This is a genomic window from Gordonia sp. p3-SID1431 (assembly GCF_025143765.1).
Classification (GTDB): Bacteria; Actinomycetota; Actinomycetes; order Mycobacteriales; family Mycobacteriaceae; genus Gordonia; species Gordonia hongkongensis.
This window is the reverse complement of record NZ_JAMBDT010000065.1, coordinates 1-12,592: the sequence shown is the minus strand read 5'-3', so window position 1 is coordinate 12,592 and position 12,592 is coordinate 1. Positions and strand designations below refer to the sequence as shown.

The 12,592-nt window shown below is 66.5% G+C and carries 10 protein-coding genes; 6 read left to right on the top strand and 4 right to left on the bottom strand.

Going from position 1 to position 12,592, the window contains the following annotated elements; all coding sequences use genetic code 11:
* Positions 1-78 precede the first annotated feature (78 nt).
* Entirely contained in the window at positions 79-1,443 is a 1,365-nt protein-coding gene (locus M4D77_RS15960; RefSeq protein ID WP_159370979.1) for an ABC transporter substrate-binding protein, read from the top strand.
* Between the two features lie 92 nt (positions 1,444-1,535).
* On the opposite strand, the gene M4D77_RS15955 is transcribed toward M4D77_RS15960, so the two are convergent.
* The 4 genes from M4D77_RS15955 to M4D77_RS15940 are packed head-to-tail and all read right to left on the bottom strand — an operon-like array spanning position 1,536 to position 5,639.
* Positions 1,536-2,348: an ABC transporter ATP-binding protein gene (locus M4D77_RS15955; RefSeq protein ID WP_226513494.1), complete on the bottom strand. Its 813-nt coding sequence runs from the start codon at positions 2,346-2,348 to the stop codon at positions 1,536-1,538.
* Positions 2,345-3,400, bottom strand: coding sequence for an ABC transporter ATP-binding protein (locus M4D77_RS15950; protein WP_259936664.1), 1,056 nt, complete (start codon positions 3,398-3,400; stop codon positions 2,345-2,347). Before M4D77_RS15950 ends, M4D77_RS15955 begins: the two co-directional genes overlap by 4 nt.
* Entirely contained in the window at positions 3,393-4,382 is a 990-nt protein-coding gene (locus M4D77_RS15945) for a branched-chain amino acid ABC transporter permease (protein WP_058251842.1), read from the bottom strand. Before M4D77_RS15945 ends, M4D77_RS15950 begins: the two co-directional genes overlap by 8 nt.
* A 3-nt stretch (positions 4,383-4,385) precedes the next feature.
* The gene (locus tag M4D77_RS15940) at positions 4,386-5,639 is read right to left on the bottom strand and encodes a branched-chain amino acid ABC transporter permease (protein WP_058251876.1); all 1,254 of its coding nucleotides are present in this window, start codon (positions 5,637-5,639) and stop codon (positions 4,386-4,388) included.
* Between the two features lie 260 nt (positions 5,640-5,899).
* On the opposite strand from M4D77_RS15940, the gene M4D77_RS15935 reads away from it, so the two are divergent.
* From M4D77_RS15935 to M4D77_RS15915, 5 genes are all read left to right on the top strand, one after another.
* Positions 5,900-6,472 (top strand): hypothetical protein, encoded by a 573-nt coding sequence (locus M4D77_RS15935; RefSeq protein WP_058251877.1) that lies wholly within the window; start codon positions 5,900-5,902, stop codon positions 6,470-6,472.
* A gap of 60 nt (positions 6,473-6,532) precedes the next feature.
* Positions 6,533-9,313 (top strand): DNA polymerase I, encoded by a 2,781-nt coding sequence (gene polA, locus M4D77_RS15930; RefSeq protein WP_259936663.1) that lies wholly within the window; start codon positions 6,533-6,535, stop codon positions 9,311-9,313.
* On the top strand, positions 9,313-10,398 hold the full coding sequence (locus M4D77_RS15925) for an isocitrate/isopropylmalate dehydrogenase family protein (protein WP_259936662.1): 1,086 nt from the start codon (positions 9,313-9,315) through the stop codon (positions 10,396-10,398). The genes polA and M4D77_RS15925 overlap by 1 nt, the downstream gene beginning before the upstream one ends.
* Positions 10,399-10,755: 357 nt before the next feature.
* Complete coding sequence (locus M4D77_RS15920) at positions 10,756-11,655, top strand: ABC transporter substrate-binding protein (protein ID WP_165629950.1); 900 nt, start codon at positions 10,756-10,758, stop codon at positions 11,653-11,655.
* 1 nt (position 11,656) lies between these two features.
* Positions 11,657-12,592, top strand: a 936-nt coding sequence (locus tag M4D77_RS15915) for an amino acid ABC transporter permease (protein WP_259936661.1), incomplete at its 3' end; no start/stop codon positions are given.

The following is a 12,592-nucleotide window of genomic DNA, read 5'->3' as shown; positions in this document are numbered from 1 at the left end:
GATGCGCCGCCTTCGTGACAAACGCCGACCGCACCGGCCGACTGCCGAGCGCGCAGGCCAGACGCAAGGAGAGCATCGATGTCCGTACGCTTTTTGAGGAGCGGAGCAGTGGTCGTGACCGCGGCGGCGACGCTGGTGGTCGCGGGCTGTAGCAATTCAGATTCGGGTTCCGACGGCGGTTCCGAGGCGTCGTCGAGCGCCGCCGTCGAGTCCACGCCCGCACCTCCGGGCCTCGGCCTCGCACAGAAGCTGGCGTGCAACCCGCCCAAGGCCGTCCCCGGCCCGGCGAGCACGGCCGCACTCAAGGTCGGCACCCTGCTTCCGGCGACCGGTTCGCTGGCCTTCCTCGGACCGCCCATGGAGGCGGGCGTGGAGCTCGCGATCAAGGACATCAATGCCGCCGGCGGGGTCCTCGACCAACCCGTCGAGCTCGTCACCGGTGACTCCGGAGACACCACGACAGACACGGCCAATGCCACCGTCGACCGCGAACTCAGCGCCGGAACGCAGGTGATCATCGGTGCCGCGTCGTCCTCGGTGTCGTTGAAGGTGATCGACAAGGTCGCCAACGCGGGTGCGGTCATGTTCTCGCCCGCCAACACCTCCGACGAATTCACCTGCTATGAGGACAAGGGGCAGTACTTCCGCACCGCACCGGCGGATACCCTCCAGGCGCAGGCGCTCTCGCAGACGATGGCCGAAGACGGCGTGCAGCGCGTGTCGATCCTCGCACTCAACGACCCGTACGGAACCGGACTGGCCGACAACACCGTTCGCGATCTCGAGGCCGCGGGTGTTCCGGCCGACCAGATCCAGAAGATCATCTACGACCCGAACGCCCAGTCGTTCAACGCCGAGGTCGATCAGGTGAAGAACTTCAACCCGGACGGCATCGCGGTCATCGGTTTCGAGGAGAGCGCCAAGATCATCACCCGTATGCACGAGGTGGGCATCGGCCCGAGCGACGGAAAGCTCGTCTACGGTGTCGACGGCAACATGGGCAACGCCCTCGGTGAGGCCGTCGGTCCGGGCCTGCTCGCCGGTATGAAGGGCACCACGCCACTCACCCAGACCAGCGGTGACTTCCAGGCGGCCCTGAAGGAGGTCGACGGCGACCTCATCGACTTCAACTACTCGGGTGAGAGTTACGACGCCACGGTGCTGAGTGCACTCGCCGCCACCGCGGCCAAGTCGACCGACGGCCGCGCGATCGCGGCCAACATCATCGGGGTGACCAACGGCGAGGAGAACTGCGACTCCTACCAGGCCTGCCTGGACCTGCTGAACGGTGGCAAGACGGTCGCCTACGTCGGCAAGACCGGCAACCTGGCGTTCAACGCAGCCGGTGAGCCGAGTGTCGGCTCGTACGGTGTGTTGGAGTTCGACGACGCCAACAAGCTGCTCACCCCGACGCGCAAGTACGTCTCGGTCGCGGCGCAGTAAGACCCGCACACGACGAGACCCCCGGCTTCGGCCGGGGGTCTCGTCGTCGGTGCGGTCGGCGGGGGAAGTGCCGTCGTGACGGCCTCATGACCTCAGTTCTTCTCGGAGCTGCCCGCGAGCGTGCCGAGGTAGAGCTCGATGATCTTGGGGTCGGTGGCCAGGTTGCGGCCGGTGTCGGTGTAGGCGTTGCGGCCCTGGTCGAGGACATACCCGCGGTCGCAGATCTGCAGGCACCGCCGGGCGTTCTGCTCGACCATGATGATCGAGACGCCGGTGGCGTTGATCGCCTTGCAGCGGATGAACACCTCGTCCTGGAACATCGGGGACAGACCGGCCGACGGCTCGTCGAGTAGCAGTACCGCCGGGTCCATCATCAGCGCACGGCCCATCGCGACCATCTGCCGTTCGCCGCCGGACAGCGCACCCGCCTTGATCTTTCGCCGTTCCGAGAGCAGCGGGAAGAGTTCGGACACGAAGTCGAACCGCTTGGCGAAGGTCTTGGGCCGCAGATAGACGCCCATCTCGAGATTCTCCTCGATCGTCAACGCGGGGAACACATTCTGTGTCTGCGGGACGTAACCGACACCCTTGTCGACGAGAACGTGGGCCTTGGCCGAGGTGATGTCGTCGCCACGGAGGGTCACCGAACCCTTGCGCACCGGGATCAGTCCGAACAGGGTCTTCAACAGCGTCGACTTCCCGGCACCGTTGGGACCGATGATCCCGACGATCTCCCCGTCACCGAGGTAGAAGTTGCATTCCTCGAGGATGTTGATGCCGGGCAGGTAGCCGGCGGTGATGTCGTCGGCCCGCATCAGAGCGTCGCCGGCCAGCTTGCGGTGCTCCTCGGCGGTGGCCGCGAGTTGCGCGGGCGTCAGCTGTCCGGGACCGGGGTCGGTGCTCATCGTCCGTCCTTCTTCGTGTCCGGGGTCGTGGGGGGCAGTTCGGTGACCTCCGAGAGATCCCCGCCGTCCTCCAGCGTCGCCTCGATGGCCGCCTCGACCTTCTCCGCGAGTACGGCGGTGGCGCCCACCGGCCGACCCTGATCGTCGAACTCCAGGGCCTGGTCGTGATGCCCGCCGAGGTACGCGTCCACGACGGCGTCGTTGTCGCCCAACCGATCCGGGAGCGACTCGGCGATGATCTGACCCTGGGCCATCACGACGACCCAGTCGCTGATGTCGCGGATGACGTCCATGTCGTGTTCGACGAAGACGACCGTGACCCCTTCGTCCCGCAACGACTTGATGTGTTCGAGCAGACTCTGGGTGAGGGCCGGGTTGACGCCGGCCATGGGCTCGTCGAGCATCACGATCTCGGGGTCGGTCATCAGCGCGCGCGCCATCTCCAGCAGCTTGCGCTGCCCGCCCGACAGGGAGCCGGCGAAGTCGTCGGCCTTGGCGTCGAGCTTGAAGCGCCGGAGCAACTCGTGTGCGCGTTCGGTGACCTCGGCCTCCTGTCTGCGCCACACCCAGGGTGCGAGTGCGGCGAGGAAATGCTCGCCCCGCTGCCCGGTCGCGCCGAGCCGGACATTGTCCAGCACAGTCAGTTTCGCGAGCGCCTTGGTGAGCTGGAAGGTGCGCACCATGCCGCGGCGGGCCACCTGATGCGGAACCATCCGGCCCAGGGAGTCGCCGTTGAGCGACCACGTGCCGGAGTCGGGCTTGTCGAAGCCGGTGATCAGGTTGAAGAAGGTGGTCTTGCCTGCGCCGTTGGGGCCGATGAGGCCGGTGATGGCGCCGCGCTGCACCTCGAGATGATCGACCTGCACCGCCTTGATTCCGCCGAAAGTACGGGAGATGTTGTCCACCACGATGATCGGATCGGGTTTGGGCGAACCCGCCTCGGCGGCCACACCGGCGAACAGCTTGGCGCGCTCCGCGGCCGACAACGCGGTGACGTCCCGGCGCGTCGCCCGGATGGCCGCAGTACCCGTGTAGGCGGAGTCGTCAGGCATCGAGCTGCACCTCCCTCTTGTTCCCGAGCAGGCCCTGCGGTCTGAACACCATCATCAGGATGATCGCCAGACCGAGCAGAACGTAGCGGAATGCGCCGACCTGCTGCGCGGACAGATTCAACAGCGGGTCGTCGCCGGACGTGGCCTGCCGCAGCAGTGCGTCGGGCACGGCGAGGAGGAACCAGAACAACATGGCACCGAGCACCGGACCGAACACCGTCGCCGCCCCGCCGAGGATCAGCGCGCCGTAGGCGAAGAAGGTCTGTGCGGTCGAATAGAAGTCGGGATTGATCGACTGCGTCGCAAAGGCATTGAAGACACCCGCGAGGCCGCCGATGCAACCGCCGAGTACCAGGGCCTGCATCTTGTAGAAGTAGGCGTTCTTACCCAGCGAGCGGGCGGCGTCCTCGTCTTCGCGCACCGCCTTGAGGACGCGGCCCCACGGACTGCGGACGAGCAGGTACACCATCACACACAGCAGGCCGACGACGATCCAGCCGACCACCATCGACCACAGGTCGCCGCCGAGGAACTTGACCCCGAGGAACGAGTACTGCTTGCCGTTGTCGAACGGGCTGATGGAGAAGAAACTGCCCGCGTATCCGTAGATGCCGTTGGTGGAGCGGGTGAAATCGTCGGTCGACGTCGAACGGAAGACCAGACGCAGGATCTCCGATGCGGCGATGGTGACGATCGCCAGATAGTCCGCGCGCAGTCGGAGGGTCGGGAGGCCGAGCACCACGGCCAGCATCCCGGCCGCGGCGATGCCGATGATGGCGCCGAGCCACAAGGGCTGATCGTAGTTCACCGCCATGATGCCGACGCCGTATCCGCCGAGCAGTGCGAAGGCGATCTGGCCGAAGTTGAGCAGGCCGGCGTAGCCGAAGTGCAGGTTCAGGCCGATGGCCAGCAGGGCGTAGAAGATCGCCGACGGGCCGATCAACTGGGCGATCGCTATCTGGAGCGCTGAGATGATGTCCATGGGTCAGCCGATCCTCGCTCGAGATCCGAGAATGCCCTGGGGCCGGATGGTCAGGATGATGATCAGGATCAGCAGCCCGCCGATGTATTTCAGGTCGGGACTGAGGATGTAGGTCGACAACTGGACCAGCAGACCGACGATGACACACCCGAGCAGTGCGCCGTAGGCCGTGCCGAGTCCGCCGAGTGTGATGCCGGCGAACATCAGCAGGAGCAGTTTGAAGCCCATCTCCCACTGCACCCGGCCGCCGAGCTCCGAGAGCGCGAACATCACGCCGCCGAGCGTCGCCAGACCGCCGGCCAGGGCCCACACGAACAAGATGACCCGGTCGACGTCGATACCCGACGACTCGGCGAGATCCTTGTTGTCGGCGACCGCTCGCATGGCCTTGCCGATCCTGGTGCGCTGCAACAGCAGTGCGACGCCGAGTAGGACCACGATACTGATGATGATGCAGGCCAGGTTGACCGGTGTGATCGCGAAGGGGCCCGAGCCGATCTGGGTCTGCGCCTGATAGTCGTCGAACGGTTCGGCGCGATCGGAGAAGAAGATCAGGATCAGGTAGCGCAGCACCAGCGACAGGCCGATCGACACGACGAGCATGGCGATCAGCCCGGTTCGTCGTCTTCGCAACGGTCTCCACAGACCGAGCTCGTTGAGGATGCCGATACCGATCCCGACGATCACCGCCAAGATCGTCGCCGGGATCAGCTGGACGCCGAGCTTGACGTTGATCACCCATGCGATCACCGCGCCGAGTGTCACCAACTCGCCGTGCGCGAAGTTCGTCAGCCCGGTCGTGCCGAAGATGAGGCTGAGACCTACGCCGGTGATCGCGATGATCAGGCCGAACCGTATGCCGTCGATGGCCAGCCGTGTCAGCTCGGAGACCGCCGACACCTCGGTGCCGGTGCGGACGTCGCCGAAGGAGAAGATGACCGGTCGCGCGGTGCCCCCACTGACGTCGACGGGCAGCTCCGCCTTCTGGACCTCGACGCCGTCGGGGAGTGAGTCGGTGTTGATGACGATCGTGTACTGGCCGGGTGGCACGTTGATGGACCACGCACCCGTGGCCGACGAGGTCGCGGTGCCGACAACGGTTCCGGATGCGTCCTTGGCCTCGAGTTCGACGCCGGCGACCTTGTCCGTACCGTTGCGCAGCACGCCGAAGACGCGGACCGAGTCGCCGGGCGCGGCCGCGGCCGGGGAGGCGCCGAACAGCCCGAACAGCATCGACGCGGCGAGAAACACCAGCATCGCGATCGCCGACCGGCGCATCGGTGGAAGGTGGCCAGACGGATGGCTCTCGCGATCGGGACGGTCGTCGAGAGCGCATCGTGGCGGCGTCTGCGGCGCGGTGCCGGCGCGTTGCGATGTCACCCTGCGGGACATTAGCGCCAGCGTCGTCACCACGTGGCGACAACGACGTTTCCCGGAGGTAACTTCTCCTCGACGCTGCCCAGTCGGGAAGTCGCGATGTGCTGTCGGAGACCCGATCCGGGTCGTACGCTGGTCCGATGGTCCCGGTCAGCGTGTCCACCACCACAGACGTCGAACTCGCCGCTTCGTTGCTGGCACAGGCCTTCGCCGACGACCCGGTGACGGTCTGGATGCAGCCCGACACGGCGCGGCATCTCATCATGTTCCGCACCCTGCTCAAGTACAGCCACGGCCCGAATTCGACGCTCGATCTCGCGATGCGTGACGGGCAACCGGTCGGTGCCGCCGCCTGGGATCCCCCGGGCCACAAGGTCTCGGCCCTGTCGCAGATGGTGTCGATGGTCGGCTTCTTCCGGGCGATGGGCTCGCGGATGAGCCGCGGGATGAAGCTCGAGGAGGAGTTCGGCAAACGACGTCCCAAGGAGCCGCACTGGTACCTCGGTCAGATCGGGGCGCCGGTGCACGGGGTCGGGGTGGGCACGTCTCTCCTGGGGCATCGACTCGAGCAGATCGACGGACCCGCCTATCTCGAGTGCTCGAACGTCCGCAACGTGCCCCTCTACGAGCGTTTCGGGTTCAGCGTGACCGAGGAGTTCGAACTGCCGCTCGACGGCCCCAAGGTGTGGTCCATGTACCGGCCCCTCCCGTGAGCGGCCGAGTGTGAGGAGTCCGGCAGGCTGTGTCGGGGGCGGTCACTAGACTCGGCGATTGTGAGTCCAGCGCAGAGTTCCCCGGCAACGACCCCAGCCAAGGCCACCGGATCGACGGGCAAGGCGGCACCCGGAGCCAAGGGCAAGACCAAGCAGCCGGTGTTGATGCTGCTCGACGGGCACTCCCTGGCGTACCGGGCGTTTTTCGCGCTCCCGGCGGAGAACTTCAAAACCCATTCGGGTCAGACGACCAACGCCGTCTACGGCTTCACCTCGATGCTGATCAACCTGCTGCGCGATGAGGAGCCCACGCACATCGCCGCGGCCTTCGACGTCTCACGCAAGACGTTCCGGTCGGAGATGTATCCGGAGTACAAGGCGCAGCGGTCCAAATCCCCGGACGAGTTCAACGGCCAGGTCGATCTCACCAAAGAGGTCCTGGACGCGCTGGGTGTCTCGGTGCTGGCCATCGAGGGTTACGAGGCCGACGACATCATCGCGACCTTGGCGACGCGGGCCCGGGAGGACGGATACAAGGTCCTGATCGTCACCGGTGACCGCGACTCGCTGCAGCTCGTCGACGCCTCCACCACGGTGCTCTATCCGCGCAAAGGCGTGTCGGACCTCACGCGGTTCACGCCCGAGGAGGTCGAGAAGAAGTACGGTCTCACCCCCACCCAGTACCCCGATTACGCCGCGCTGCGCGGCGACCCCAGCGACAACCTGCCGGGTATCCCCGGAGTCGGGGAGAAGACCGCCTCGAAGTGGATCCGCGAGTACGGGTCGCTCGCGGCCCTCGTCGATCACGTCGACGAGGTCAAGGGCAAGGTCGGCGACGCATTGCGCGCTCATCTGGCGTCGGTACAGACCAACCGACAGCTCACCGAACTCGTCCGGGACATGCAGCTGCCGACGTCCCCCGACGACCTGGCCATGGTCGGGTGGGACCGGGACCGTATCCACCAGCTGTTCGACGACCTGGAATTCCGGGTGTTGCGGGACCGTCTCTTCTCGACGTTGAGTTCGGTCGAACCCGAGGCGGAAGCAGGTTTCGATCTCGACGGCGCGGTCCTGGGTGCCGGTGAGGTCGCCGGATGGCTGACCGAACATGCGCGCACCGGTCGCGTCGGTCTCGCCGTCACCGCCCCGCATGTCGTGGTCGGGGCGGACCCGACCGGGGTGGCGATCGCGGCCGCCGATGGGACCTCCGCCTATGTCGATGTGACCGCGCTGAATCCCGAAGACGAGGCGGCACTGGGGGATTGGTTCGCCGACCCGTCCGCGCCGAAGGCGGTTCACGAGGCGAAGTGGGCCGTACACGCGCTGCGCTCACGCGGCTGGAAGCTCGACGGTGTCACCAGCGACACCTCGCTCGCGGCCTACCTGGTCCGACCGGGACAACGGACGTTCAACCTCGACGACCTCGCGCTGCGCTACCTGCGTCGTGAACTGCGCGCCGACGGCGGCCCGGGCGACGGCCAGATGTCGTTGCTCGACGACGATTCGGACGGGCGGGTGGCCGAACAGCACATGCTCGAGGCGCGGGCGGTCCAGGAACTCGCCGACACGCTCGACACGGAACTGGACCGGATCGACTCCAAACCGCTGCTCACCGAGATGGAACTGCCGCTGTCGTTCGTGCTCGCCGATGCCGAGGCCGCGGGCATCGCCGTCGACGTCGATCATTTCGGTGCCCTCGAGCGGATGTTCGCCGACCGGATCCGCGCCGCGGCCGAGGCGGCCTACGAGGTCATCGGAGAACAGATCAACCTCGGTTCGCCGAAACAGTTGCAGACCATTCTCTTCGACAAGCTGGACATGCCGAAGACGAAGAAGACCAAGACCGGCTACACCACCGACGCCGACGCGTTGCAGTCGTTGTACGAGAAGACCGAGCATCCCTTTCTCGCACACCTCCTCGAGCACCGCGACGCGACGCGGCTGAAGGTCACTGTCGACGGGCTGCTGAAGTCGGTCGCGGACGACGGACGTATTCACACGACGTTCAATCAGACGATCGCCGCGACGGGACGCCTCTCGTCCACCGAACCGAATCTGCAGAACATCCCGGTGCGTACCGAGGCGGGCCGCGAGATCAGGCGCGGCTTCATCGTCGGCGCCGACACCGCGACCGGTGTGCCCTACGACTGCCTCATGACCGCCGACTACAGCCAGATCGAGATGCGGATCATGGCACACCTGTCGGAGGACGCCGGCCTCATCGAGGCCTTCAACACCGGGGAAGACCTCCACAACTTCGTCGGGTCACGGGCCTTCGGGGTGCCGATCGACGAGGTCACCACCGAGATGCGCCACCGGGTGAAGGCCATGTCGTATGGACTCGCTTACGGGCTCAGCGCATTCGGGCTCGCCGCCCAGCTCAAGATCAGCCGCGACGAGGCCAAGGAGCAGATGGAGGCGTACTTCGCGCGGTTCGGCGGGGTGCGCGATTATCTGCACGACGTGGTCGCCGAGGCCCGCCGAAACGAGTACACCGCAACACTGTTCGGTCGCCGGCGGTATCTGCCCGATCTGAACAGCGACAACTGGCAGCGCCGGCAGGCCGCAGAACGGATGGCGCTCAACGCTCCCATCCAGGGCACCGCCGCCGACATCATCAAGGTCGCGATGATCAACGTCCACAAGCGCCTCGCAGCTGAAGGGCTCACGTCGCGAACACTTCTCCAGGTCCACGACGAACTCGTGATCGAGGTCGCCTCGGGTGAGCGGGAGGCCGTCGAGGCCGTTGTCCGGGAAGAGATGGGTAATGCCATCACCTTGTCCGTCCCGCTGGAGGTGTCGGTCGGGTTCGGACGCTCCTGGGACGACGCAGCTCACTGATGGGTGACCGGGACAGAGAGTTCGGAGTCCTCGTCGGGGACGGGATCGGACCCGAGATCGTGCCGGCGGCGGTGACGATCGCCGAGGCTGCCGCTCGTGCGGAATCGATCGAGATCAGTTGGCAGCACTTACCTTTCGGGCTGTCTGCGATCACCTCGCACGGCGATCCGGTGCCGGCGGAGACGCTGACGGCCCTCGACGAGCTCGGCTTCTGGATCGTCGGCCCCCACGACTCGGCGGCGTACCCGCCGGGTCATGGGGACCGCACGCCGGGAGCGGTCCTGCGAACCCGGTACGACCTGTTCGCCAATCTCCGTCCCGCCCGGGCATTTCCGGGTGTTCCGGCGCTCCGGCCGGACATGGACGTCCTGGTCGTGCGGGAGAATTCCGAGGGCTTCTACGCCGATCGCAACATGGCGGTCGGCAGCGGCGAATTCATGCCGACACCCGACGTGGCACTGGCGGTCGGGCTCGTCACACGCGCGGCGTCGGAGCGAATCGCGCGAGTCGCATGCGCCGCCGCGATCGAGCGTGCGGGTTCCGACCGGCAGCCGCGGTTGACCATCGTGCACAAGGCGAACGTCCTGCGCATGACCACCGGCCTGTTCCGGGATGCATGCCGCGACATCGCCGCCGGGTTCCCCGAGATCGAGGTGTCCGAGCAACACGTCGATGCCATGGCGGCCCTGCTGGTTCGGCGTCCCGCGGACTTCGACGTCCTCGTCACCGAGAACCTCTTCGGCGACGTCCTGTCCGACCTCGCCGGCGAGCTCGCCGGTTCGCTGGGCATCGCCGGTTCGGTCAACAGCTCGGAGTCCCGCGTGATGGCGCAGGCGTCGCACGGTGCCGCACCCGACATCGCCGGGCGCGGCATCGCGAACCCGGTCGCGATGATCGCCTCGGTGGCCATGGGTTTCCAGAGGTACGGGCAGATGACCGACGACGCGGCCCTCGTCGCGGTCGGTGCCCGGATCGACGCCGCTGTCGCCGACACGCTCGCGCACACCGCGACCCGCGACCTGGGCGGCGAGGCGAGCACCGCCGAGTTCGCCGACGCGGTGGTCCGGCGGATAGTCGAGGGGTGAGCTCTGCGAGCGGACTGGGAAATAATCCGTTGTGCTCGGAGCGCGCCCGATTACTGCTCCCTGAGGAGGCCGGAGCTTGCGGAGGCCGTCACGAAGGGTCTTGGTGAGATGCGTCGCCAACCCTTCGTGGCTCGTCGCTTGCGCTCCTCGCACCTCAGGGAGCAGAGGAGGGCATCGCTTGCACAACATAGACCAGCGGTTTGTTGTTCTTTCGTTTTGGGGAGCAATGGTTTGCGGGACTCTCGGATTGAGGGAGCGGAAACAGGCGCGCACACGCGTGAACGGTGGGTGGCGAGCTGGGGTGCGGCGGGCGAACTACAGTGAGTTGGTGCGATCGGCCGGACGAAGGGTAGTGGTGTGACGCGGGTGGCTCGTTGGCTCGGCGTCCTGCTCGCCGTCCTCGTCGTCGTGACCGGATGCGTGGACAACGAGGCGCGGGAGCGCGCCGGTCAGGTCGTGCCGATCGACGTCGACGTCGCGACGGTGCCGGAGATCGCCGCGCTGGTCCCACCGGAGATCGCGCGCACCGGACGCCTGATCGTCGGGGTCAACATCCCGTACCAGCCGAATGAGTTCAAGGACGCATCGGGAAGGATCATCGGCTACGACGTCGACCTGATGAACGCCGTCGGCAAGGTGCTCGGACTCGTTCCTGATTACAAGGAGTCCCAGTTCGACACCATCATCCCCTCGGTGCAGGCCGGGACCTATCAGCTGGGGATGTCGTCGTTCACCGACACCCTCGAGCGCGAGAAGCAGGTCGACTTCGTGACCTACTACAGCGCGGGCGTGCAGTGGGCGCAGGCGAGCGACAACGACGACGAGATCGACCCCGACAACGCCTGCGGCCTCCGAGTCGCGGTGCAGACCACCACCTACGAGGACACCGACGAGGTTCCCGCCAAGAGCGCGGCGTGTGTCGCTGCGGGGAAACCGGCGATCGACAAGGTCCGGTTCGACAGTCAGGACGAGGCCGTCAACGCACTGATCCTGGGTCGGGTGGACGCGATGTCGGCCGACTCGCCGGTCACGGCCTATGCGATCAAACGCACCGACGACCGTCTGAAGCCCGCCGGCGGGGTCTTCGACTCCGCGCCGTACGGGTGGCCGGTGCGGAAGGGCTCACCGCTCGCGCCCGCACTGCAGCGGGCCGTGCAGTACCTGATGGACAACGGACAGTACGAAGAGATCGCGGCCAACTGGGGCCTCGAGGAGGGCATGATCGATGTCTCCGTCATCAACGGCGCGGTGAGCTGACATGACGTCACCGCACAGCACCGCCGCGTCACCGCCGGGCGAACCCGAACCGATCCAGGCGGTTCCGCTCCGTCGTCCCGGACAGTGGGTCGCGGCGGTGATCATCATCGTGTTGGGCGCACTGTTCGTCTACGGTGCCGCCACCAACGAGGCCTACAGCTGGGGCACGTACGGCAACTATCTCTTCGACTCGCGCATCCTGTCGGGGGTCGGTTACACGCTCGCTTTGACCCTGCTGTCGATGGCCATCGCCATCGTGCTCGGCGTCGTCCTCGCGATCATGCGGTTGAGCCCGAACCCGGTGTTGCGCGGCACATCGTGGGTGTATCTGTGGATCTTCCGCGGCACCCCCGTGTATGTGCAGCTGGTCTTCTGGGGCCTGTTCCCGGCGATCTACAAGCAGATCGACCTCGGCATACCGTTCGTGCACCAGTTCGTGTCGCTCGACATCCAGACGCTCAACGCCGCGTTCCTCTTCGCGGTCATCGGACTCGGCCTGAACGAGGCCGCGTACATGGCCGAGATCGTCCGCGCCGGTGTGTCCTCGGTCGGTGAGGGGCAGACCGAGGCGTCAGTGGCACTGGGTATGTCGTGGGCGCAGACCATGCGACGAACGGTGCTGCCCCAGGCCATGCGGGTGATCATCCCGCCCACCGGCAACGAGCTGATCAGCATGCTCAAGACCACGAGCCTGGTGGCGGCGGTGCCGCTCACCCTCGACCTCTACGGACGGCAGCGGGACATCTCGGGCGTGATCTTCGAGCCGATCCCGCTGCTTCTCGTCGCGTCCACGTGGTACCTCGTCATCACCAGTGTCCTGATGGTGGGCCAGTACTACGTGGAGCGCTACTACGCGAAGGGCGCGACCCGGCAGCTGACGGCGCGGCAACTCAAGACGATGGCCGACGGCGCGGCCACGGCGCCCGGCGGCGCCGCC

Excerpts from the sequence above, each read along its gene's own strand:
- M4D77_RS15935 (WP_058251877.1), top strand. The coding sequence starts at position 5,900 with ATGGTCCCGGTCAGCGTGTCCACCACCACAGACGTCGAACTCGCCGCT.
- M4D77_RS15960 (WP_159370979.1), top strand. The coding sequence starts at position 79 with ATGTCCGTACGCTTTTTGAGGAGCGGAGCAGTGGTCGTGACCGCGGCG.
- M4D77_RS15950 (WP_259936664.1), bottom strand. The coding sequence starts at position 3,400 with ATGCCTGACGACTCCGCCTACACGGGTACTGCGGCCATCCGGGCGACG.
- M4D77_RS15945 (WP_058251842.1), bottom strand. The coding sequence starts at position 4,382 with ATGGACATCATCTCAGCGCTCCAGATAGCGATCGCCCAGTTGATCGGC.
- M4D77_RS15925 (WP_259936662.1), top strand. The coding sequence starts at position 9,313 with ATGGGTGACCGGGACAGAGAGTTCGGAGTCCTCGTCGGGGACGGGATC.
- M4D77_RS15955 (WP_226513494.1), bottom strand. The coding sequence starts at position 2,348 with ATGAGCACCGACCCCGGTCCCGGACAGCTGACGCCCGCGCAACTCGCG.
- M4D77_RS15940 (WP_058251876.1), bottom strand. The coding sequence starts at position 5,639 with ATGCTGGTGTTTCTCGCCGCGTCGATGCTGTTCGGGCTGTTCGGCGCC.